At 64.6% G+C, this 23,243-nt stretch carries 21 protein-coding genes; 11 read left to right on the top strand and 10 right to left on the bottom strand.

Annotation, left to right across the window (positions count from 1 at the left end; translation table 11 throughout):
* The 6 genes from P0652_RS17220 to P0652_RS17195 all read right to left on the bottom strand — a co-directional run.
* Nucleotides 1-1,112, bottom strand: a 1,112-nt coding sequence (locus tag P0652_RS17220; RefSeq protein WP_284180116.1) for a flagellin, incomplete at its 3' end; no start/stop codon positions are given.
* 243 nt (nucleotides 1,113-1,355) lie between these two features.
* Nucleotides 1,356-2,927 carry a flagellin N-terminal helical domain-containing protein gene (locus P0652_RS17215; protein ID WP_284180115.1) on the bottom strand — a complete coding sequence of 524 codons (1,572 nt, stop codon included), beginning with the start codon at nucleotides 2,925-2,927 and terminating at the stop codon, nucleotides 1,356-1,358.
* A gap of 233 nt (nucleotides 2,928-3,160) precedes the next feature.
* Nucleotides 3,161-3,502: a hypothetical protein gene (locus tag P0652_RS17210; protein WP_284180114.1), complete on the bottom strand. Its 342-nt coding sequence runs from the start codon at nucleotides 3,500-3,502 to the stop codon at nucleotides 3,161-3,163.
* A gap of 254 nt (nucleotides 3,503-3,756) precedes the next feature.
* Nucleotides 3,757-4,239: a hypothetical protein gene (locus P0652_RS17205; protein ID WP_284180113.1), complete on the bottom strand. Its 483-nt coding sequence runs from the start codon at nucleotides 4,237-4,239 to the stop codon at nucleotides 3,757-3,759.
* A complete protein-coding gene (locus P0652_RS17200; RefSeq protein ID WP_284180112.1) occupies nucleotides 4,214-4,567 on the bottom strand; it encodes a rod-binding protein in 354 nt (117 codons plus the stop codon). The genes P0652_RS17205 and P0652_RS17200 overlap by 26 nt, the downstream gene beginning before the upstream one ends.
* Nucleotides 4,567-5,736, bottom strand: coding sequence for a flagellar basal body P-ring protein FlgI (locus tag P0652_RS17195; RefSeq protein ID WP_284180111.1), 1,170 nt, complete (start codon nucleotides 5,734-5,736; stop codon nucleotides 4,567-4,569). Before P0652_RS17195 ends, P0652_RS17200 begins: the two co-directional genes overlap by 1 nt.
* 297 nt (nucleotides 5,737-6,033) lie before the next feature.
* On the opposite strand from P0652_RS17195, the gene P0652_RS17190 reads away from it, so the two are divergent.
* The 3 genes from P0652_RS17190 (at nucleotide 6,034) to P0652_RS17180 (ending at nucleotide 9,230) form a co-directional block, all read left to right on the top strand.
* A complete protein-coding gene (locus P0652_RS17190; RefSeq protein WP_284180110.1) occupies nucleotides 6,034-6,468 on the top strand; it encodes a flagellar assembly protein FliX in 435 nt (144 codons plus the stop codon).
* A 177-nt stretch (nucleotides 6,469-6,645) separates the two neighbouring features.
* A complete protein-coding gene (gene dksA, locus P0652_RS17185) occupies nucleotides 6,646-7,086 on the top strand; it encodes an RNA polymerase-binding protein DksA (protein ID WP_284180109.1) in 441 nt (146 codons plus the stop codon).
* Between the two features lie 113 nt (nucleotides 7,087-7,199).
* Complete coding sequence (locus tag P0652_RS17180; RefSeq protein ID WP_284180108.1) at nucleotides 7,200-9,230, top strand: CHASE2 domain-containing protein; 2,031 nt, start codon at nucleotides 7,200-7,202, stop codon at nucleotides 9,228-9,230.
* A gap of 42 nt (nucleotides 9,231-9,272) precedes the next feature.
* Here P0652_RS17180 and P0652_RS17175 read toward each other — a convergent pair whose 3' ends face one another.
* Complete coding sequence (locus tag P0652_RS17175) at nucleotides 9,273-10,748, bottom strand: mannitol dehydrogenase family protein (protein WP_284180107.1); 1,476 nt, start codon at nucleotides 10,746-10,748, stop codon at nucleotides 9,273-9,275.
* A gap of 167 nt (nucleotides 10,749-10,915) precedes the next feature.
* On the opposite strand from P0652_RS17175, the gene P0652_RS17170 reads away from it, so the two are divergent.
* From P0652_RS17170 to uxuA, 5 genes are all read left to right on the top strand, one after another.
* Nucleotides 10,916-11,668 (top strand): FadR/GntR family transcriptional regulator, encoded by a 753-nt coding sequence (locus P0652_RS17170; protein WP_284180106.1) that lies wholly within the window; start codon nucleotides 10,916-10,918, stop codon nucleotides 11,666-11,668.
* 51 nt (nucleotides 11,669-11,719) lie between these two features.
* The gene (locus P0652_RS17165; RefSeq protein WP_284180104.1) at nucleotides 11,720-12,694 is read left to right on the top strand and encodes a sialic acid TRAP transporter substrate-binding protein SiaP; all 975 of its coding nucleotides are present in this window, start codon (nucleotides 11,720-11,722) and stop codon (nucleotides 12,692-12,694) included.
* 95 nt (nucleotides 12,695-12,789) lie between these two features.
* The gene (locus tag P0652_RS17160) at nucleotides 12,790-13,389 is read left to right on the top strand and encodes a TRAP transporter small permease (RefSeq protein ID WP_284180103.1); all 600 of its coding nucleotides are present in this window, start codon (nucleotides 12,790-12,792) and stop codon (nucleotides 13,387-13,389) included.
* A gap of 4 nt (nucleotides 13,390-13,393) precedes the next feature.
* Nucleotides 13,394-14,800: a TRAP transporter large permease gene (locus P0652_RS17155; protein ID WP_284180102.1), complete on the top strand. Its 1,407-nt coding sequence runs from the start codon at nucleotides 13,394-13,396 to the stop codon at nucleotides 14,798-14,800.
* A 26-nt stretch (nucleotides 14,801-14,826) separates the two neighbouring features.
* Nucleotides 14,827-16,017 (top strand): mannonate dehydratase, encoded by a 1,191-nt coding sequence (uxuA, locus tag P0652_RS17150; RefSeq protein ID WP_284180117.1) that lies wholly within the window; start codon nucleotides 14,827-14,829, stop codon nucleotides 16,015-16,017.
* A gap of 19 nt (nucleotides 16,018-16,036) precedes the next feature.
* On the opposite strand, the gene P0652_RS17145 is transcribed toward uxuA, so the two are convergent.
* From P0652_RS17145 to P0652_RS17135, 3 genes are all read right to left on the bottom strand, one after another.
* Nucleotides 16,037-16,669 carry a LysE family translocator gene (locus P0652_RS17145; protein ID WP_284180100.1) on the bottom strand — a complete coding sequence of 211 codons (633 nt, stop codon included), beginning with the start codon at nucleotides 16,667-16,669 and terminating at the stop codon, nucleotides 16,037-16,039.
* Nucleotides 16,670-16,684: 15 nt separating this feature from the next.
* On the bottom strand, nucleotides 16,685-18,205 hold the full coding sequence (locus P0652_RS17140; RefSeq protein ID WP_284180098.1) for a UxaA family hydrolase: 1,521 nt from the start codon (nucleotides 18,203-18,205) through the stop codon (nucleotides 16,685-16,687).
* A gap of 85 nt (nucleotides 18,206-18,290) precedes the next feature.
* Entirely contained in the window at nucleotides 18,291-19,181 is an 891-nt protein-coding gene (locus P0652_RS17135; RefSeq protein ID WP_284180097.1) for a LysR family transcriptional regulator, read from the bottom strand.
* Nucleotides 19,182-19,302: 121 nt separating this feature from the next.
* Between P0652_RS17135 and P0652_RS17130 the strand changes: the two genes are divergently transcribed.
* From P0652_RS17130 to P0652_RS17120, 3 genes are all read left to right on the top strand, one after another.
* Complete coding sequence (locus tag P0652_RS17130; RefSeq protein ID WP_284180096.1) at nucleotides 19,303-20,355, top strand: NAD(P)H-dependent flavin oxidoreductase; 1,053 nt, start codon at nucleotides 19,303-19,305, stop codon at nucleotides 20,353-20,355.
* An 18-nt stretch (nucleotides 20,356-20,373) separates the two neighbouring features.
* Nucleotides 20,374-21,870: a CoA-acylating methylmalonate-semialdehyde dehydrogenase gene (locus P0652_RS17125; protein WP_284180095.1), complete on the top strand. Its 1,497-nt coding sequence runs from the start codon at nucleotides 20,374-20,376 to the stop codon at nucleotides 21,868-21,870.
* 200 nt (nucleotides 21,871-22,070) lie between these two features.
* Nucleotides 22,071-23,243, top strand: a 1,173-nt coding sequence (locus tag P0652_RS17120) for a cache domain-containing protein (RefSeq protein ID WP_284180094.1), incomplete at its 3' end; no start/stop codon positions are given.

Raw genomic sequence — 23,243 nt, 5'->3', positions numbered from 1 at the left:
TAGGCTTCGTATTGCTGGCCGAGGCGGAGACGCTCGGAATTGTCGAGCGAGCCGGTGATCGGCGCACCCATCTGATAGGGCTGGGTGGTGATCGAGTTGAGGCGACCGTTGCCCGACGGGTTGTAGGAACCCGAGCCGTTGAGGATGACCATGGCGGTGCCATCGAGCTTGCGCAGGCGGAGGATGCCGCCGGCAGCGAACTCGGCGCGGACGCCGGCATTCATGGCGTTGATTTCGGCAACAACCGCATCCTGGTTCTTGGCCGTGGCGGTCGACCAGGTGCGGGCAACGCCATCGGCGCCGACGAACGAGATCGAGGAGTTGGCCGAGGCAGACGGCATCGAGGACGGGGCCTGGATGAAGCCGCCGGCGCCGAAGCGCAGGCCGTTTGGCGAGGTCGCCGCGAAGCCGGTCGGCGAGGCCGAGCCGTTGGCAAACTTCGACGAATGGTAGGTGCCGTCATAGCTCGAGTTGAGGCCGACGAGGTCATCGACAACCTGTGAGGACGAGCGGCCATCGATCGAGAAGCCGGTCGACCGGTCGGTCGATTCGAGGACGAGGCGCTGACCCGTGCCGTTTGGTTCGAAGCGGATCTGGACGCCGATATTCGCGGCATTCATCGCCTGGGCAACCTGGCCCCAGGTGACGTTGGCGGACGAGGCCGCGCCGGCGTTCGAGTTGCCGAAGGTGTAGGTGAAGTTCTCGCCGCTGTCGGAGGTGATCGAGAGGCGCATGCCGTTCGAATAGCCCGCGACATAGGTGTTGGCGTTGATGTTCGCCGTCGGGTTGGCCGAGATCGTCGTCGTCGAGCCGGCCGCGAGGGCCTGGGTCGCCATGTCGTTCATCTGCTGGAGCAGCGAGCGGACCTGCTTGAGGGCGATATCGGTGGATTCGAGGGTCTTGAGGGCGGTCGAGATGTTGTTGTTCACCGCATTGATGTTGCGGGAGCGCGACAGCATCGTCTGGGACATGCTGTAGCGGGTGGCATCATCGGCAGCACCGAAGATCTTCTTGCCGGTCGCGACGCGCTTCTGGGAAATCTGGAAAAGTTCATTCGTCGTCCGGAGGATCGACACGTTCGCGGCCGTAGCCGCGTTGAACACAACGCTCATCGGGTGCACCTTCTGTTGCAATGGCCGGCCATCCTGGCCGGGTTCCGGAAGCGGCTGGTGCAAGACCAACCCTTCACGGAAAGCAAGGTGCATCGAAGTATTCTAATGCAATCTTAACTGCATTTCTTCAGTCCGCGCTAAGCACGATCATGATGAACGATTGATTTCTTGTTTACCTTAATCAATCGTGAAGATCAGCCGCGCGAAACCGGTTCCTTCTCCCGAGGTGACGGATTCAAGGCGTTAGCCGCCGAGAAGCCGGAGCAGGGATTGCTGGGCCTGATTGCCGATCGAAAGCGCCTGAACCGCGAATTGCTGGCGTGTCTGCAAGGCGACGAGGCTCGCGCTTTCCTCTGTCGTATCGGCCGCGACGATCTCGTCGCCAAGCACCTTCGAGTCGCCCAGATAGGCCTTGTTGAGGTCGTACCGAGAGCGGATGTAGTTGTTGAAGGTTGCAAACTGCGCCTGCAGCTCGAGAAGGATCGTCTCGGCCTGTCTCGCTTGCGTGGCCGAATTCTGAAGAAGGCCGTCATTGGCCCAGGTCGCGCCCGACTGCGCCATGGTCAGATAGCCAGCCGCCGTCAGCGCGACGCCGGCCAGCTTGATCGGGTTGCTGGAAAAGTCATCCAGCATGACCGAGATGTTCTCTGCCTGCAGCAGGTTCCTGCCATCCGGAACCGGGTTGTTTGCGGCCAGGGAATCGATGTTCTCGAGAATGGCATCATATTGCTGACCGTAAGCCAGCCGGAGTGCATAATTCTGGGACAGGGGTGCCGCGTAGGCCGTGGTGATCCCCGCCATCCCGAGCGGGCCTGCTGTCGCAAAGTCGCCGGTAGCGGCGACAATCTTCATGTTCGATCCGTTCATGTTGCGCATGCGCAACTGGAGAGGACCGCCGGCCCCACCAGACTGGTTGACCAACTCGGCCTTGATGCCGGCGCCGAGGGCGGTCACATCCGTGATGAAGCCACCGACCGTTGTTCCCGCGCCGTAATTGAGAGTGCGGAACTGGCCGTTGCCGTCTTCGAAGACAATGCTCGACCCGGCTGCGATTGCCGTCGCCAGTGTGACGCCGCCGCCGGCATTGCCCGTGACATGGCCGCCATAGCTGACCGTGAAGCCTGTTTCGCCCGCCGCCGGAGCCAACACCCCGTTCGCAAAAAGGTTGTTCGGGTTGAAGACCTGACCGGTCGGGGAGGTGAGGCCGATGAGGTCATCCATCACATTCTGGTCAGTGACGGCATCAAACGAGAAGTCCTCGTCATTGACGGAACGGAACCGGAGATTTGTGGTTCCGGCAACCGATCCGGGGATGAAGTCGGCCTGCACACCGATGTTCGACACATTCAGCGCATTTGCCACCTCGCCCCAGGTTACGGTGGTGGAGTTGAACGTGTAGGTGAAGGTGCGTCCGCTGTCCGAGGTGATCGACAGCAGGGAGCCGACGGAGACGCCTGAAACCACCGTGGTCGGATCGATCGGGGCCGTGGTTTCCGTGGCGCGGACGCCGTTCGCACCTTCGTTTTGCGCCTTCGAAACTAGCGTCAGGGCAGATTGGACCAAACCCAGCATCTGCTTGAGCGTGTTGTCGGTCGTCTCCAGCGTGGCGAGGCCGAGCGAGATGTTGTTGTTGATGCTCGAAAGCTGGCGGCTGCGGCCCAGAAGATTCTCGCTCACGCGGTAGCGTGTGGTGTCATCGGCGGCCGTGAACACGCTCTTGCCGGACGCGACGCGCTTCTGGGTGAGATCAAACAGCTCGTTCGTGCGCTGAAGGATCGCGATATTGGTGCTCATCGAGTCGTTGATCGGGAACATCTGCATCACCTTCTGTGGGATGGCCGCCGGCTGGGCAAGCCTCTCGTTCGCCGGGGGCTGCGAGGGGTCTCGCTAACCGACGACGAATACCTTCAAAGGTGAAAATGCACCCAAGCGGCTAAGGCTTGGTTAAATTCAGTAACCTTAACAAAAAAGAACTTGGTAACCTTAATGGGCGTTAACAAAAAAGCGGCCGAGCCGCCAGCGGCCCCTGACCGGGGCAGCCGTCGGGCTCAGCCCTTGTCGTTGACGGACTTGATGTAGGCCCGGAGGCGCAGCAGCCCTTCATAGGGATATTGCGAGATCGTCGCGCGGGAAGTCGGGTCGATCACGCGGTAGACAAGGTCGCCGGTCTCGCGGTCGAGGTCGAGCGAGCTTTCGAAGCGCCGGCCCTGCGAACTGCTGTTATCCGGACGCCGTTCGCGGTTCCAGCGCGCCTGTTCGGAGCCGGCCTGCGCGGCCACGGCCACCGGCGGCGCCATATCCGTCCGGACAGCCGCCTTCGGAGTGGCCAGGTCCGTCCTGGTGGTACTGATGGGCACCTGGGGTGCCCCGGTCGTCATGCGGGTGTCCATCGCAAAACTCGTTTCCGGCAGACATCCATGTTCTGCCCATACCCAGAATAGTTGCTTGGGTCTTTAGGAAGCGTTCAGAAAGATGGTTGAGCCGATGTGAATCCATTCCCGGAAATTATAGTTAAATTAAGGACTCTGTTGCAGCCGCCGATCCGCGAAGCGGCGCCGAATCAAATCGGTCCGGCATGAAAAAGGGGCATGGTCTTTCGACCACGCCCCGGCTTTCTCAGGATCCGACAGGACGAACCGGCGGTCTACATGGCCTTGGAAATGGCCAGCGGCGCGGTTCCGGCCTTCCGCGTCACGCCGCCGCGGATATAGGTTTTCGGCGAGCCATTCTTTCCGACGGCATCGGCGAGATCACGCAGGAGCCCTTCGGATACCGTGCGCGCGGTGGCGACAACGGCCATGTTCAGCGCCATTTTGGCCGAGAAGGATTCATGCCGGCCACGCAAGGTCTCGAGATTGGGCGGCTGAAAGCGCCCGATCGCGATGGCGTTGTGTTTCAGCGCCTCGAGGCACCTTGTATAGCCCTGGGCCGCGTTGTTCTTCTCGACCGCGAGGGTCAGCGCTTCCCGGGCCTTCCCGGCCTTGAAGAGGCGTGTTTCCTCCTCGATCAGGGGCTCCAGCCGGTCGAGGGCATCCAGCGCCGAGCCGACAAGAATTTCGGCATCCTCGGCGCGGGTGATCTTGAGCCGGGTATCGGCGCGCTCAGCGGTTTGGCCTTTGGATGCCATGGGCGGAAGACTCCTGGTGACGCAACATTTCACGATAGATCTGGGGGGCGAGGTTGATCCCGCCCTTCCCGACGATGGCCTGGCTGTATTGCTCGATCATCATGCCGCGCCAGGCATCCTGGCCCGTGGCGGAGGTACCCATCTGGCCCTCGCCCTGCACGCCTTCGAACATGGTGCCGATCATCGTCTGGAAGAAGTTGGCCTCGAGGCCCTGGGCTGTTTCCCAGGCCTTGCGATTGGCCGGGATGTTCTTCGGGAGGAGGCCCGCCGCCTTGGCACGTTCGATATCGGCGGCAAAATTCGGGTTGGAGGCGATCTTGAGGTTCATCACATCACCTCGATATCGGCCTGGAGGGCGCCGGCGGACTTGATCGCCTGCAGGATCGAGATCAGGTCACGCGGGCCGACCCCGAGGGCGTTGAGCCCATCGACCAGTTCGCGGAGCGAGACGCTGTCTTTCACGATCGCCAGCTTCTTCTTGTCGTCAGTCTCGACACGGACGCCGGTCCGGGGGACCACGACCGTCTGGCCGCGGGAGAAAGGCTCCGGCTGCGAGACTTCCGGCTGTTCGGTGATCGTCACGGTGAGGTTGCCCTGGGCCACGGCGACCTGGCTGACCTTCACGTCCTTGCCCATCACGATGATGCCGGAACGCTCGTCCACCACGACGCGGGCGCGCTGGTCGGGCTCGACGCGGAGCTGTTCCACTTCGGTGAGCAGGCGGATCATGTTGCCCTGGAAGTTCCGGGGCACCTGGACGGACACGGTGGAGGGATCGGTCGGCTCGGCTGAATCGGCGCCGAGGAAATCATTGATCGCGGCGGCGATGCGGCGTGCGGTGGTCAGATCCGGGTTGCGCAGCGAGAGGCGCAGGTTCTGCAGGTGGTTGAGCCGGAAGTCGACCTCGCGTTCGATCAGCGCGCCGTTGGCGATGCGGCCGACTGTGGGAACCCCGCGGGTGATCTTGGCGGCGTCGCCCTCGGCCGAGAAGCCGGAAATCGCGAGGCTGCCCTGCGCCACGGCGTAGACTTCGCCATCGGCGCCGAGGAGCGGGGTGGCGAGCAGCGTTGCTCCCTGCAGCGACTTCGAATCGCACATCGCGGAGACTGTCACATCCAGCCGCGTGCCCTGCGTGGCGAAGGCGACAAGATTGGCCGTGACCATGACAGCCGCTACGTTCGCGGTTCGCATGTTGGCCTGACGGGTGTTGACGCCGAGGCGCTCCATCATGGCCTGCAGGGATTGCTTGGTCATCGGGCAGTTGTTGAGCGTGTCACCCGTGCCGTTAAGGCCGGTGACGAGGCCGTAGCCGACCAGCTGGTTCTCGCGCACGCCCTCGATGGCGGCGAGATCCTTGATCCGCGACAGGGCCTGCGCATCCTGCTGGCCCAGCAATCCGAGCCCGAGGGCGCCGAAGCCGAGCGCGGCGACGATATCCCGAAGCCTGTCCTTCAGGCTGCCGGGCCGATCGGCGGAGAAACGTGCCTTCGTCATCATGGGGTTGGTGCTCCTGCGGCCGTGACCGGCATCTTCGATCGTGAATTACGGTGAACGCACGCGAGACAGGAGTCGTTCGCGGTTGCCTGTGCGAGGAGCGTGCCAAGCGTTGAGAAATTTCAAGTCAATGAAATAAAACGGATTTTAGTTTTTCACCTCTGCCGGGGTGCGCGGGATTGCCGGGCGGGAATTGCCGACCCGGCAAATTTGTCCCGGTATGGTTACCGCTGCTTAACCAGCTTCAGCGAACATGTTCGCAGTGAGACAAGCCGCGATGCGGCAGGGAATGCAGATCGAATGACGATTCGGATCACGGATCAGAAGGGCGTTTCGGGCGTCGGCGGGTCACGCGGGGTGCGCGGCTCCAGCGGCACGGGCGCGCGGTTTACCATCGATTCGGGCGGGGCGACCGCCCGGATGGAATCGAAAGCACCGATTTCGATTCTCGGCGGGCTGGAAGCGCTGATCGCGATCCAGTCCGAGGACAATACGCGCGAGAAGCGGCGCCGCAGCGTCAAGCGCGGCCAGTCGATGCTCGACCTGCTCGACGAATTGAAGCTGGCCCTGCTGGCCGGGCAGCTGCCCCCCGATTTCATGAATCGACTTTCGGTGATGGTCCGGGATTCGGCCGATAGCGGCGATCCGACCCTGGACTCGATCATGGACTCGATCGAGCTGCGGGCCGAGGTGGAACTCGCCAAGCTCCGGACGGCGGCCCGCTCGCGCGGGTGAGCGATGCATTCCTGTCGAATCTCGCGCGGTTGCAGCGAGATAGTTTCATTAGGTCGTATCGGGATCCCGGGTTTGGCGAGACTGTCCCGGAAATTTTGCCTGTCGTGATTGTTTCGTCATACGGCTAGCGCTATACCGCTGCCTCAATGTGTTTCGACTTTGCGAAGAGGCGAAGCGATGTCGACGGCAAATGCGACCAAGGCTCCCATCTCGCTCGAGCGCGGCTACCGCCCCTCGGATGACGAGCCCTTCATGAATGACCGCCAGCGCGAGTATTTCCGCCGGAAACTGCGCGACTGGAAGGATGAGATCATCCGGGATTCCGAGCTCACGCTGACGGCGATGCAGAGCGATACGGATTCCCACCCGGATCTTGTTGACCGGGCCTCCTCCGAGGGCGACCGGGCCATCGAACTCCGGGCGCGGGACCGGCAGCGGAAGCTGATCGCCAAGATCGATGCAGCCCTGTCCCGGATCGAGGACGGGTCGTATGGCTATTGCGAGGAAACCGGCGAGCCGATCTCATTGGCCCGGCTTGATGCCCGCCCGATTGCCACCCTGTCGATCGAGGCGCAGGAGCGGCACGAGCGGCGCGAGAAGATCTACCGCGACGATTGATCCGGCGGGGGCGAAAGCCCCCGTTTCCATGTCCGGCCGGACAAAGTCAGCGCGGGCTGGCGAGGCGCGGGAGTTCGGGTAGAGTGCCCCCGCAGGAGAGGGCGAGCCCGCGCATGGCATCCATCGGCAACCGGAAGCGCTGGATCCGCCGGGGCGGCACCTTGCCCCGGCTGCTGGGGCTTGCGGTCCTGCTCGCACTCACCGCCCTCAAATATACCGATCCCCTGCCGCTCGAACGGCTGCGCCACGCAGTGTTCGATCGCTATCTCGCGGCCAAGCCGCGGCCGGTGGGTGACCTGCCGGTGGTCATTGTCGATATCGACGATCGGTCATTGCAAGCGCTCGGGCAATGGCCCTGGTCACGCGGGGTCCTTGCCCGGCTGGTGGACCGGCTGCAGGCCGCAGGCGCGGCGACGATCGGCTTCGATATCATGTTCCCCGAGCCGGACCGGCTCTCGCCCGCCCGGTTGGCGCAGACCTTGCCGGGCCTGACATCCGAGATGCGGGCGCGGCTCGAGGCGGAGCCGGATACGGACAGGTTGCTGGCTGAGGCGATCAGCCGGGCCCGCGTGGTGCTGGGACGGTCGGGCCTCGGCCAGCGGCAAAGGCCAAATGCCGAAGGACCAGGCGCGGATGGACAAGGCGCGGAAGGGCAGGGCGGGGAGGATCCCCCGGTTCCGCTTGCGATGATCGGGGGTGACTCGACCGGCCTGCTGCCGGCCTATCCCGATATGGTGCGCAACCTGCCGGTTCTCGAAAAGCCGGCGGCCGGGCTCGGCCTGTTCTCTGTCCTGCCCGAGGCGGACGGAATCATCCGCCGGGTGCCGACCGCCTTCGCGATCGGCGGGCAGGTGCGGCCGGCCCTTGCGGTGGAAACCCTCCGCGTGGCGACGGGCGGGGATGCTTTGGCCATCCGGCGCGATTCCGCAGGGATTTCCGGCCTCGTGATCGGCGGGCATCTGCTGCCGACGGAACGCGATGGCCGGCTCTGGGTGCATTACACGCCGCATGAGCCGGCGCGGTTTGTATCCGCGCTGGACGTGCTGGAGCAGCGGTTTCCGCCGGAGCGGTTCCACAACCGGATCGTGCTGATCGGGACCTCCGCCGTCGGTCTGCAGGATCTTCGCCCGACACCGCTCGAACCGGCCATGCCGGGGGTCGAGATCCATGCGCAGGTGCTGGAGACGATCCTTGCCGGCGCGGTGCTGGTTCGGCCAAACTATGCCCTCGGTGCAGAGGTCCTGGCCGGTGCCGCCCTGGCGGGACTGATCATCCTGCTGGTGCCGGTGCTCGGGCCCCTGCCGGTGCTCGGCCTCGGGCTGGCGCTCGCCAGCCTCACGCTCTGGCTCGGCTGGACACTGTTCGCGCAGCATGGCGTGCTCATCGACCCCGTCTATCCGCTGGTGACGGGATTTGCGGTCTATGTCACGCTGGTCTTCGCCAATTACTGGCGCGAACAACGCCAGAAGGATGCGATCCGCTCCGCCTTCCAGCATTATCTCGCGCCGAGCCTTGTCGAGCGGATGGTCCGCCAGCCGGAATTGCTGACACTCGGCGGCGAGACCCGGATGCTGACCATCCTGTTCTCGGATGTCCGGGGCTTCACTTCCGTGGCGGAAAGCCATCAGGACGATCCGCAGGCCCTGACTGCGTTGATGAACCGCCTGCTTTCGCCCCTCTCGGAGGCGATCATCGCCGAGGGCGGGACGATCGACAAATACATGGGTGATGCGATCATGGCGTTCTGGAACGCCCCCCTCGACATGCCCGACCATGCCGCCCGGGCCTTGCGGGCGGCGCGGGAAATGCGCCGGCGCCATGCGCAGCTCGAAGCGGAGCGGAAGCGCGAGGCCGAGGCTGCCGGCCGGCCCTACCTGCCGCTGGAAATCGGGATCGGCATCAATTCGGGCCGCTGCGTGGTGGGCAATATGGGCTCGCAGGCGCGGTTCGACTACACGGCCCTCGGCGATGCCGTGAACCTTGCCTCGCGCCTCGAGGGCCTCACAGCGCGGTATGGCCGGCCGATCCTGATCGGCGAGGCAAGCGCCGCGCTGCTTCCGCCCGGGGATGCGCTTGAGCTGGTGGATCGCGTGACCGTCAAGGGCAAGCACGAACCCACACAGGTGTTCGCGCCGGTTGGATGACCTTCCCCGGCAAGTGGAGCAAAGGGGATACTGCCCGCAGCATCAGCCCCGGCTGGCGGCCTCGATGGTTGCCCCGGCCCCTTTTGCGAGCAGGCTCGCCAGGGCGGCTGTGACCGGGCCCGTAAAGCGCGGATCCCCGGGCAGGTCGGTGCCGAAAATCTCGCGGATGCCCATCAGCGCCGTCGCGAGCCGCGCGGCATCGGCTCCGGCCGTATTGGCAGCAGTGAGGATGCGCTGCGCCATCGGGTCATTCAGTGTGATGGGCTGGCATTTCTCGTCCCAGCCCATGGCGAAGCGCATCCAGCCAGCCACGGCGACGGCGAGCAGGCCGATCGGTGCGCCGGCGGCCAGCCTGTCGCGCACGGTGCCGAGCAGGCGCTGCGGCAGTTTCTGGGAGCCGTCCATCGCGATCTGCGCGGTCCGGTGGCGAAGGGCCGGGTTCCGGAACCGGGCGATCAGGGCGTCCTTGTAGCCGTCGAGATCGGTGCCTGCGGGCATCGACAGGGTGGGCGTGATTTCCTCATCCATCAGGCGGCGGACCAGGCGCGCCATGGCCGGAACGCCGATTGTCCCGGCGATCGTTTCGTGGCCGGCAAGATAGCCCAGATAGGCCATGGTCGAGTGCGAGCCGTTCAGCAGTCGCAGCTTCATATGCTCGAAGGGCGTCACGTCGCCGACCATGGTCACGCCGGCTGCAGCGAGATCCGGCCGGCCAAGGGCGAAACGATCCTCGATCACCCATTGCAGGAACGGCTCGGTCATGACCGGCCAGCGATCCTCCATGCCGAGGCTCCCGGCGATGCGGGCACGGTCCTCGTCGGTCGTGGCGGGCACGATCCTGTCGACCATGCTCGACGGGCAGAGCACGTGATCCGCGACCCAGCGTCCGAGTTCCGGGTCGCGCAGGGCGGAGAACCGGTCCAGCACGCGCTTCACCGTCCGGCCATTCGAGGGGAGGTTGTCGCAGCACAGGACAGTGAAAGCCGGCAGGCCCTCGGCGCGGCGCCGTTCAAGCGCGGCCGCGAGAAAACCGATCGCGGTTTTCGGCTTCCCGGTGGCGGCGAGATCCGCGAGGATATCCGGATGGGCCTCGTTCAGGGTGCCCGTCGCCGGATCATGGCAATAGCCCTTCTCCGTCACGGTCAGCGAGACAATCCGCGTATCCGGATGTGCCATCCGGGCGATGAGGGCTTCGGGGTTTTCCGGCGCCACATGGCCTTCCCGGATCGCCCCGATCACGCGGAGATCCTCGCCCGCCTCCGAGCGGACGGCCATGGTGTAGAGCCAGTCCTGCGGGGCGAGGGCATCCCGGGTCTCCGGCGAGCGCAGGCTCGCAGCGGCAATGCCCCATGCGCTCTCGCCGGCCTCCAGCCGGTCCTCGATCACCACAGCCTGATGGGCCCGGTGAAAGGCGCCGATGCCGAGATGGACCATGCCGATCCGGGTGGCGTCCCGGTCATAGCCCGGCTTGCGAACGGAGGCGGGCAGGCGGCCCAGGCTGGCCTGGCTCAATCGCATGGCATGTCTTTCCTGCAGAAGCGGCCGGGGCCGGCTGTACCCCGCTGCTGGCGCCGCCCGCTTCACGGGCAGCCGATAGCGGGTTTGTTGACATGGCCGGCAGGCTCGGTCAATCTTGGTGCATTGGTCAGACCAATTTTAAACAAAATGACCATCAGGGGGAATGCTTGGCGCTGGAGGCTATCGAACCGCGTCGCCTGTATCGCCAGGTTGCGGACCAGATCCGGACCTATCTGGATACGGGTGCGCTGCCTGTCGGCGCGCGCCTGCCGACCGAGCGCGAACTGGCGGAGAAGCTCAATGTCTCGCGCCCGACCATCCGGGAAGCCCTTATCGCCCTCGAGGTCGAAGGGCGGATCCGGATCCGTGTCGGTTCCGGGATCTATGTCAGCGAGCCGCCGGCCCATGCGCCCCATACCGGTGAGCATGAAGGCCCTTTCGAATTGCTGCGTGCCCGGGCCCATATCGAGGGGGCCATCGTCGCGGAGGCGGCGATTCTCGTCGAGGCGCATCACCTGCACATGCTCGATGCGCTGCTCGACCTGATGTCGGTCCGGACTGATAATGACGAGGAGATGATCCGGCTGGACCGGGATTTCCATGTCGCCATGGCTTCCATTCTCGGCAATTCGGTGATCACCCGCATGGTCGGCGAATTGTTCGACAAGCGGATGAGCCCGTATTTCGGCCAGCTCGCCGCGCATTTCGAGGACGAGACCTCGTGGCGCCATGCCTTCGAGGAGCATCGCGCCATCCGCAACGCGCTGGCTGCCCGCGATCCGGTGCTGGCGCGGGATGCCTTGCGCCGGCATCTCAGTGCTTCGCAGGAGCGCTTCTCCCGCAGTTTCGGCGAAGGCGATTCCGCATCGGAGGAACGCCCGTCATCCAGCCCGCCCCTGCGCCTTCCGGCGACGGGGTAACCGGTTCTGCGAAAGCCGAGCCGGGATAAACATAAAACCAGGAGGAAACCCATGAAGACCCTATTGAAATCGACCGTGCTAGCCGGGATCGGCCTTGCCTTTGCTCTCGGGGCCGCGACCGCGCAGACCAATCTGAAATTCGCGCATGTCTACGAGACATCCGAGGCCTTCCATGTCGAGGCGCTCTGGACCGCACAGGAATTCGCCAAGCGGACCAACAACAAGTACCAGATCGATGTTTACCCGGCTTCCCAGCTTGGCAAGGAAACCGACATCAACCAGGGGCTCAGCCTCGGCTCGGTGGATGTCATCCTCTCGGGTGCAAGCTTTGCCGCGCGCTCCTATCCGCCGATCGGCGTGACCTATTATCCCTTCACCTTCCGCGATTCCGAGCACCTCGCCGCCTATTCGAAGAGCGATGTCTTCCGTGAACTGGCCAAGGGTTACGAGGAGAAAACCGGCCACGTGATTACGGCAACGACGTATTACGGCGTCCGGCACACCACCTCGAACCGGGCCTTCAAGTCCTGCGCGGAAATGAAGGGCCTGAAGATCCGCGTGCCGGATGTTCCGGCCTATCTCGCCATGCCCCGTTCCTGCGGCGCGAACACCACGCCGATTGCCTTCGCGGAAGTCTATCTCGCGCTCCAGAACGGCACGGTCGAGGCACAGGAAAACCCGCTGACGACGATCGAGGCCAAGAAGTTCTACGAGGTCCAGAAGCATATCATCCTGACCGGCCATATCGTCGATCAGCTCAATACCGTGGTTGCCAAGGGGACCTGGGCGAAGTTCACGGATGATGAAAAGAAGATCTGGCGTGAAGTCAGCCTCGAAGCCGCCGCGCGGGCCAGTGCCCGTGTGAAGGCGGACGAAGCCAAGCTCGTCGACTTCTTCAAGTCCAAGGGCCTGACGATTACCTCGATTGATCGCAACGAATATCTTGCCGCTGTTGGCAAGAGCGTGACCTTCGAACAGTTCGGCTATCGCAAGGCGGATTGGGAGAAGATCCAGGCCCTCAAGTAAGCCTGCTTTCTCCCTGACTTGGGCGCGCTCCCGTTCTCCCCCGGGGGCGCGCCTTTTTCGCCCTAAGCCGGACTCCGTTCCGAGAGGACTTTGCCTTGGTCAACCAGACGCCCAGCGAGATTCACACGCCGATCTCTTCCGAGGAAATCGCCAGGACCTTTGACGAGGAGATCGTTCCGGTCGATCTTTCCGGCTACCGGATCGAGGACTGGCTGACGCTGGCCATCTTCTGGCTGATGTGCGGCTGCGTGTTCCTGCAGTTCTTCACGCGCTACGTGCTGAACGACAGCTTCGGCTGGACCGAGGAAATCGCGATCTACTGCCTTGTTGCCGTGGTCTTCCTCGGCTCGGTCATGTGCACGCGCCTGTCACGGCATATCCATGTCGATCTTGTCTACAACCATGTTCCGGCCAGGGTCGGCCGGCTTCTCGCGATATTCGTGGATATCATGCGCATCGTCTTTTCGGCCTATCTCGCCTGGCTGGTCTGGAAATATTCCTCGATCATCTCGGACGAGATGATGACGACGATCCAGTTTCCCAAACAGCCGGTCTTCATGGTGGTTTTCGCGGCTTTCGTGCTGATGGCTCTGCGCGGCGTGCAGGTGATGATCGGCAATCTCCGCCGGGGCTATTCCATCCTCGAGCGGCCGGCTGCCTTCGACGGGCCGGGCGATCCCGCCAAGGGAGCCTGATTCCATGCTTGTCCTCGTCGGTTCCTTCCTTCTGCTCATGCTTGTCGGCCTGCCGGTTGCGGTCAGCATGGCCTCGGCTTCGCTGCTCTATCTCGCGATCCATGGCGGTGCGCCGGATGTGATTGTCGCCCAGCGCATGATCGCCGGCGTCGAAAGCTTTCCGCTGCTGGCGGTGCCGTTCTTCATTCTCGCCGGCAACCTGATGAATTTCGCCGGGGTGACCGGGCGGATCTATGCCTTCGCGGTCGCGCTTGTCGGCTGGATGCGGGGCGGCCTCGCGCAGGTCAACATCATCGGCTCCGTGGTGTTCTCCGGCATGTCCGGAACCGCCATTGCGGATGCGGCCGGGATTGGCACGATCGAGATCAAGGCCATGAAGGACCATGGCTATCCGGTGGAGGTGGCGGTCGGCGTCACGGCGGCCTCGGCAACGCTCGGCCCGATCATCCCGCCGAGCCTGCCCTTCGTCATCTACGGGATGATGGCCAATGTCTCGATCGGCTCGCTGTTCCTCGGCGGTCTCATCCCCGGGGTCATGATGACCTTGCTGATGATGATCACCGTGGCGGTCTTCGCGCGACTCCGGGGCTGGGGCTCCGATGCGCCGTTCGAACTCGCCAAGATCGGCAAGGCGCTTCTCGAGATTGCCGTGGTCTTTGCTTTCCCGGCGGCCGTCGTCCTGCTGGAGAAGATGGGCGTTTCGCAGAATGCCGCGATCTTCCTCGCGCTCGGCATCGTGCTGGCCCTCGACTATTATTACAAGTTCTCGGCCGTGATGGCGCTGATGACGCCGGTCATCCTGATCGGGGGCATGACGCTGGGCTGGTTCACGCCCACCGAGGCGGCCGTGGCGGCGGTGATGTGGTCGCTCTTCCTCGGGCTGGTCCGCTACCGGTCCATGACCATGCGGACGCTGGCCAAGGCCACGTTCGACACGATCGAGACCACGGCCTCGGTGCTGTTCATCGTCACCGCAGGGTCAATCTTCGCCTGGCTGCTTACGGTGTCCCAGGCCGCACAACTGATGTCGGAGGCCGTTCTCGGGCTGACGCAGAACAAGTGGGTTTTCCTGATCCTCGTCAACATCCTGCTGCTGATCGTCGGGTGCTTCCTCGACACGATCGCGGCGATCACGATCATGGTGCCGATCCTGATGCCGATCGTGCTCAAGCTCGGGATCGATCCGGTGCATTTCGGCCTGATCCTGACCCTCAACCTGATGATCGGGCTGATGACGCCGCCCATGGGCATGGTGCTGTTCGTGCTCAGCCGCGTGGCGAAGCTCTCGATCGAGCGGACCACCATGGCGATCCTGCCCTGGCTGATCCCGCTTTTCGCGGCGCTGATCGCGATCACCTTCATCCCGGAGATCACGCTCTGGTTGCCGCGTTATCTCGGAGTGATGAAATGAGCCGAATGACACGGCCGGCCCGGACGCTGCGCGAGGGCTGGCGCTGGTACGGGCCGGATGATCCGGTCAGCCTTGATGATATCCGGCAGGCGGGGGCGAGCGATGTCGTCTCCTCGCTGCACCAGATCCCGATCGGCCGGGCCTGGACCGTGGCGGAGGTGGAGGAGCGGATCGCGATCATCGAGCGGTCGCAGCCGCATCGCACGCCCTTGCGCTGGAGCGTGGTCGAATCGATCCCGATCCCGGACGATGTGAAGCGGATGGGCGGCAGGGCCAGGGAATCGATCGCGGCCTGGATCGCCTCGATGGAAGCGCTGGCGGCCTGCGGCATCCGGACGATCTGCTACAATTTCATGCCGGTCGTCGATTGGTGCCGCACGGATCTCGAATGGGAATTGCCCAATGGCGCCCGGGCCCTCCGCTTCGACTATCCGCGCTTCGCGGCTTTCGAGCTGCATATTCTCGAACGGCCCGGCGCCGAGGCGGATTACCCGCCGGAGATCCGGGCGCAGGCGCGGGCGCTCTACGAGTCCTTTTCGCCCGAGGATATCGAATACCTCGTCATGGTGATTGCCTCGGCGCTGCCGGGCTCGACGACCGAGCCGATGACGATCCCGCGGTTTCGCGAAAAGCTCCGCGAATACGAGGGGATCGACGAGGCCGTATTGCGGCGGCATCTCGTTGAATTCCTGCAGGCCGTCTGCCCGCGGGCCGATGAACTCGGCGTCCGGCTGACACTGCATCCGGATGATCCGCCGCGGCCGCTTTTCGGCCTGCCGCGCATCGCGAAATCGGAGGCGGACTACCAGGCCCTGTTCGATGCGGTGCCGAACCGCTCGAACGGCATCTGCTTCTGCACCGGCTCGCTCGGCGTCTCGGCGGCGAATGACCTTGTCGGCATGGCGGAACGGTTCGGGCCGCGCATCGGCTTCGCGCATCTGCGGGCCACGAAGCGCGAGGGCGACGGGCTCTCCTTCTTCGAGGCGGATCATCTCGATGGCGATGTCGACATGGTCGGCGTGCTTGGCAAGCTGCTCGCCGAAAATGCCCGCCGGAGCGAGGGCGACGCCATCATCTTCCGGCCCGATCACGGCCATCGCATGCTGGATGACCTGGCCGCCACCAAGCGCACCAATCCGGGCTATACCGCGATCGGCCGGCTGCGGGGCCTCGCCGAATTGCGTGGCGTGATCCGGGCGCTGGAATACTCCCGCTGATGGAGGCGGCGGCCTCCGGTCACCGCATCACGGCGCGCCAGATCAGCCGGCCGCCGAAGAACAGGAAGAGGGCACCCACCGTGCCCTCGAAGCTGCGCCGGAAGCGCTGATAGGCGCGCCGGACCGGTTCGCGGCGGAACAGCCAGCCGAGCAGGAAGAGATAGCTCGCATTCATGGCGACCATGATCGCCACCGTGGCGAAACCGGTCGCTAGATTGGCCTGCAGCACGCCCGTCACCGCATAGATCGAGGTGATGAAGAGGATGGCCTGCGCATTCGAGACGGCGGTGACGAAGCCGAGCGCGACGGTCTTCCAGTCCTCCGCCGGCGTCTCGCCGGGCAGGATCGGCGGCGCGGGCTGGCGGGCGCGGCCGATCAGCTTCAGCCCGACATAGAGCAGATAGGCGCCGCCGAGGATATTCACCGCCAGGCGCAGCCATGGAAAGGCCTGAAGCAGCGCCGCCCAGCCGAGTAGCGCGAGGCTGGCCAGCAGGATGATCCCCGCCATGTTGCCGGCAATGGCGAGGGCCACATGGCGCGGCGAGCGCGTCATCGCGACATGGGTGACCATAAGGATGTTCGGCCCCGGCGTCGGCACGATGGCCAGCCAGAACAGGGCGAAAGTGGCGAGGATCGTGGTGTCGATGGGCATGGGGTTGCGCGCCCCTCACATCGTCGCGCCAATCGTCCACGGCACGAATTCCGCATCGCCATAGCCGAGGGCTTCCGATTTCGAGCGTTCGCCGGAAGCCACGCGCAGGATGATGTCGAAGATTTCCCTGCCCTTGGCTTCGATGGAGACGCCATCGAGGATATCGCCGCAATTGATGTCCATGTCGTCGAGCATCTTCTCGTAGATCGGCGTGTTGGTAGCCAGCTTGATCGAGGGCGTGGGCTTGCAGCCATAGGCCGAGCCGCGCCCGGTGGTGAAGCAAAGGATATTCGCCCCGCCGGCGACCTGCCCGGTGGCGGCGACGGGGTCATAGCCCGGCGTGTCCATGAAGACGAAGCCCTTTTCCGTCACCGGCTCGGCATATTCATAGACGGCCGTGAGCGCCGTGTTGCCGCCCTTGGCGGCGGCGCCGAGGGATTTCTCGAGAATGGTCGTCAGCCCGCCGGCCTTGTTGCCGGGGGAGGGATTGTTATTCATTTCCATGCGGTTGCGGGCGGTGTAATCCTCCCACCAGCGGATGCGGGCGACGAGCTTCTCGCCCACCTCGCGGCTGGCGGCGCGGCGCGTCAGCAGATGTTCGGCGCCATAGATTTCCGGGGTTTCCGAGAGAATGCCGGTGCCGCCTTCGGCCACCAGCAGGTCCACCGCTGCGCCAAGCGCGGGGTTGGCGGTGATGCCGGAATAGCCATCCGAGCCGCCGCATTGCAGGGCCAGGACCAGTTCCGAGGCCGGCTGGGTGGAGCGCTGCGCGCGGTTGACGACGGGCAGCATCTCCCGGATGGCCTCGACGCCCTTCATCACGGTTTTCTTCGTGCCGCCGACCTCCTGGATAACCAGCGAGCGGAAGGTCTCGCCCTCCTCGATGCCGTAGGCTTCCTTCCAGCGCGGGATCTGGAAGCCCTCGCAGCCGAGGCCGACCATCAGCACCGCACCCATATTCGGGTTGGTGGCATAGCCCCATTGCGTGCGCTTGAGGACCTCGTAACCCTCGCCCTTGATGTCGAGCGCGCAGCCGCCGCCATGGACCAGCGGGATGACGCCATCGACATTCGGGAAATCGTCGAGGATGCCGGAACGCTCGATTTCCTTGGCGATGAAATTGGCGACCGAGGCCGAGCAATTCACCGAGGTGAGGATGCCGATATAATTCCGGGTGCCGACCTTGCCATTGGCGCGGCGATAGCCCTCGAAGGTGGCGCGGCGATGCTCGGGCACCATTTGCGTCGGCTGGTAATTCTCGCAGAAGGCGTAGTCGCGGGCGAAGTCGCGCATCGCGACGTTGTGTTCGTGGATCCAGGCACCGGCGGGGATCGGGGCGGTGGCAAAGCCGATGATCTGGCCGAATTTCAGCACCGGCTCGCCCTCGGCGATCAGCCGGGCAGCCAGCTTGTGCCCGCGCGGCACGCGTTGCGTCGCACTCAGCCCGCCGCCCAATGCTGTGCCCGCCTCGATCGTTTCGAGCGCAACAAGCAGGTTGTCCTGCGGGTTGAGGGAAAGGGTACGGGCAACGGCCATCAGGGCACTCCGGGCGCGGTGTTCACGAATTGGTCAGACCAATTCCAGCATGGCGTCGGCCTGCCTGTTTCGCAAGCAAAACTGCTCATCTCGGGGCAAGAAAGGCCGCACGTCGGGCCTGCGTGACGGCGGCGATATGGTCGATCACCGCGCGGATGCGCCCGAGCGCGCGGACATCCTCGTGGATCGACAGCCAATAGGCCCGCCGGGCATGGCGCTGCGGCAGGACGGGCTCGAGATCGGGCACGGTGGCCGCGATGAAATGATGCAGCACCGCCAGCCCCATGCCGGCCCGCACGGCCTCGACCTGGCCGACCGCGCTGGCGCATTCGAAAGCTGTGCGCCTGCCGCCGAACAGATCGCTCACATAGGCCATGGCCGAGGGCAGGGCATAGGATTCGACATAGCCGATCAGGCGGTGGCCATCGAGATCTTCCAGCCGCGCCGGGCGGCCCTGTCGGTCGAGATAGGTGCGGGCGCCGAAAATGCCGAGGCTGTATTCGGTGAGCTTGCGGGCGACGATCCGGCCGGCTTCCGGCTCCTCGATCGTGATGGCGATATCGACATCGCGCCGCGCAAGACTGACGGCGAGCGGCATCGGCACGAGCTGGATATCGAGCAGCGGGTGCCGTTCGACGAGATCCTTCAGCGCGGGGACGAGGAAATAGGTGGTGAAGCCATCCGGCGCGCCGATCCGCACCGTGCCGGCGAGATGGATATCCTGCTGGCGCAGATCAGCCTCGGCCTGCAGCATCTCGCTTTCCATCCGCTCGGCATGGGCGAGCAGGGTGCGGCCGGCCTCGGTGAGGTTCACGCCCGTGGTCGAGCGCTCGAACAGGGTGGCCTGCAGGTCCTGCTCGAGGGCGGTGACCCGCCGGGCGATCGTCGCTTGGTTGATCCGCAGCGAGCGGGCCGCGCCGAGGAACTGGCCCTGCCGCGCCACGGCGAGGAAGGCCCTGACATTGTCCCAATCCATCCGGTTCGTGCTTTCTGGCTGATGATGGTGGCCGAAAATTTGCAGATCGGGGTCGCAAACTCAAGGATTGAGTTGCGAAAAACCGCATGCGAGAGCGATGGTGCACGAAAGCGGGAACATCATGTTCGGACAGGACCTGCCGATTTTCCAGTCGCCTATGCTGGGCGCTTCCGGGCCGGATATGGCGCGCGAGGCGAGCCGTGCCGGTGCGCTGGGCGCACTGGCCCTTGCCGGGTCGTCGGCGGATGCGATCCTCGAGCAGGTTGCCCGGATGAAGGCCGATCTCGGCGGCCGGCCCTTCAGCGCCAATCTCTTCGTCCTTGAGCCGGCCCTGCCCGATCCGGGGCAGGTGGCACGCGCCATGGCGCAGCTGGTCGCGTGGCGGGCGGAGCTGGGCCTGCCGGAACAGGCGATCCCGAACAAATGGGCGGAAGATTTCGCAAGCCAGTTCAATGCGCTCGTCGAAGCCGCCCCGCCGGCCGCCAGTTTCACCTTCGGCATTCTCTCTGCCCAGCAGGCGGCCCGGCTGAAGGCGGCTGGCACCAGGATCATCGGCACCGCCACCACCGTGGCCGAGGCCGAGGCCTGGCATGGCGTCGGCGCGGATGCGATCCTCGCCCAGGGCATGGAAGCGGGCGGGCATCGCGGCACCTTTCTCCGGCCGGTCGAGGAGAGCCTGATCGGCATTGCCGCCCTGGTTCCCGCGATCAAGGCCGCCGTTCCCCTGCCGGTCATTGCAGCTGGCGGCATCATGGACGGGCGCGGCATCGCGGCCATGCTCCAGCTTGGTGCCGATGCGGTGCAGATGGGCACAGCGTTCCTGCTGGCTGAGGAATCCACCATCTCGGCGCCCTGGCGAGCGGCCCTCGTGGGGCGCAAGGCCGATGATGTCCGGCTGACCCGCGCCTTTTCCGGGCGCCATGCCCGGGGCATCGAGAACCGCTTCATGCGCGAGATGCGCGAGGCCGAGATCCCGCCCTATCCGATCCAGAACGCGCTCACGCAGGAATTGCGGGCCGCCAATGCCAAGGCCGGCCGGTCGGACATGCTCTCGCTCTGGGCGGGGCAGGGCGTGCATGCGTTACGCGAGGGCCGCACGGCCGATCTCGTTTCCCAATTCTGGGCGGAGGCTCGCGCTGCCCTGCGCGAGACCGCCGACCGTTACGCCATCTGATTGAAGAGAGGACGAGACATGATCACCTACGGGCATTTCATCGGCGGCAAGCGCGTTGCCGGCACTTCCGGACGGACCGCCGAGGTTTTCCAGCCGATGGACGGCTCGGTTCGTGGCACGGTTGCGCTGGCCTCGAAGGCGGAACTCGCCGCGGCGGTGGCCAATGCCAAGGCCGCGCAGCCGGCCTGGGCCGCCACCAATCCGCAGCGCCGCGCCCGCGTCCTGATGAAATTCCTCGAACTCGCGGCCAAGGCCAATGACGAACTGGCCGATATCCTCGCCCGCGAGCATGGCAAGACGGTTGCCGATGCGAAGGGCGATATCCAGCGCGGCATCGAGGTGATCGAGTATTGCATCGGCGCGCCGCAGATGATGAAGGGCGAATATACCGAGGGCGCGGGCCCGGGCATCGACATCTATTCGATGCGCCAGCCGCTCGGGGTCGTGGCCGGCATCACGCCGTTCAACTTCCCGGCGATGATCCCGCTCTGGAAGGCCGGCCCGGCGATCGCCGCCGGCAATGCCTTCATCCTCAAACCGTCGGAGCGCGATCCGGGCGTGCCGATGCGGCTGGCCGAGCTGTTCCTCGAAGCCGGCCTGCCGGCAGGCATTTTCAATGTCGTCAACGGCGACAAGGAATCGGTCGATGCCATCCTCGACCATCCGGATATCAAGGCGATCGGCTTTGTCGGATCGACCCCCATCGCCGAATACATCTATGGCCGCGGCTGCTCGAACGGCAAGCGCGTGCAATGCTTCGGCGGCGCGAAGAACCACATGGTCATCATGCCGGATGCCGATATGGATCAGGCCGTCGATGCGCTGATCGGAGCCGGTTATGGTTCGGCGGGCGAGCGCTGCATGGCGATTTCGGTGGCGGTGCCCGTCGGCCAGAAGACGGCGGACGAGCTGGTGCGCCGGCTGATCCCCCGTGTCGAGAGCCTCAAGATCGGCCCCTCGACCGATTCCAGCGCCGATTTCGGCCCGGTCGTCACCAAGGCGGCTCTCGAGCGCATCAAGGGCTATGTCGATCTCGGCGTACAGGAAGGCGCGAAGCTCAAGGTCGATGGCCGCGGCTTCTCCATGCAGGGCTACGAGAACGGCTTCTACATGGGCGGCTGCCTCTTCGACGAGGTGACGCCGGACATGCGGATCTACAAGGAAGAGATTTTCGGGCCGGTGCTCTCGGTGGTGCGCGCGAAGGATTATGAAGAGGGGCTTCGCCTCTGCAACGACCATGAATATGGCAATGGCGTTGCCATCTTTACGCGCGATGGCGATGCCGCGCGCGATTTCGCGGCGAAGGTCGAGGTCGGGATGGTCGGCGTCAATGTGCCGATCCCCGTGCCGCTGGCCTATTACACGTTCGGCGGCTGGAAGCGCTCTTCCTTCGGCGATCTCAACCAGCACGGGCCGGATGCGTTCCGCTTCTACACCAAGACGAAGACCGTCACCTCGCGCTGGCCTTCAGGCATCAAGGATGGCGCGAGCTTCGTGATCCCCACCATGGGTTGAGTTGTCTTCGCTCCCGGTTGCGGCGGTCTCCCCCCGACGCATTCAGAAGGCCCGCCGGAAACGGCGGGTCTTTTTCGTTCGGCCTGGCGCGGACACGGAGGGTCAACCGCCCAAGGCCGATTTGCAATTGATTAATGTATACATGCGAGAACGAGGATGTTTAAGCACCGTCCTATTTTTTAAAATCCAGAGTTGAAGTCATGTTGAGATCCGTTTCGATCACGAAGATTTTCGTGTTGCTCGCGCTTGCAGCCATTCTTCTGGGCCTTGCCACACTTGTCCTCAGTTTTGCCCAGATGCGTTCAGCCATGCTCGACCAGAAGCGGGCTGAAATCCAGCATATCGTCGAGGCTGGCGGTACCCTGTTCAAAGGCATGCTGGATCGCGGGAAGGCGGATGGTATCACCGATTACGATGCGATGAAGGCGGGGCTGGAGGCGCTGCGCCATGCGCGGTTCGAGGGCTCCAACTACCTCTTCGTGCTGAACCTGCGCGGCGAGATGCTCCTGCACCCGGTCCGCAGGGATCTCGAGGGCCGGAACATCATCGACATGAAAGACCGGAACGGCTTCCTGATGGTGCAGGATTTCATCCGCGTCGTCCGGCAGCAGGGCAAGGGCTTCACCGAATATTACTGGAAAAAGCCCGGTGCGGAGGAGGAGAGCCTGAAGATCTCCTACAACCTGCGCCTCGAGGGCGTCGATGCCTTCATCAATGCCGGCCTGCATGTGGATGATGTCGATGCTGCCTTGTGGCGCGAGGTTCGCTCGGTCCTGCTGAAGCTTCTCCCCCTTGCGGCGATGTTCGGCCTGTTCGCGCTGTATCTCGGCCGGAGCCTGTCGCGGGCGGTGCGCCAGCTGACAGGCTCGGTTGAAGGGATCGCGGCCGGGCAGCTCGATACGGCGATCAAGGGCGTGGAGCGCCGCGACGAAATCGGCGTGATTGCCCGGGCATTGCAGGTGTTCCGGGATGCGCTGGCGCAGAACCAGCAGGCGGAAGCCGAGGCACGGGCCCGGCGGCTGGACGAGCGGGAACGCCAGTCGCGCGTCGATGCCGAGATTTCGAGCTTCGAGCGCAATGCTGATTCCGTGGTGCTGACCATCTCCTCGGCAGCCAACCAGCTGGAAGCCGCAGCGAACGAGCTTTCACAGGCCGCCAAGCACACGACCATGGAAGCCTCGACGGTGGCTGCGGCCGCGACGCAGACCAGCACGACCTTCCATGGCCTTGCAGCAGCCGGCGAGGAACTTTCGGGCACGGCGGGCGAGATCTCGCGGATCCTTGCGGAATCGACCAAGGCGGCCGCCGATGCGGTGGCCAGCGTCCGGACGACCGACGAGAGCGCGCAGGCTCTGGCCTCGGCGGCCTCGCGG

The organism is Rhabdaerophilum sp. SD176 (assembly GCF_030143245.1).
Lineage (GTDB): Bacteria > Pseudomonadota > Alphaproteobacteria > Rhizobiales > Beijerinckiaceae > Rhabdaerophilum.
This window is presented reverse-complemented; position numbering and strand designations above follow the sequence as displayed.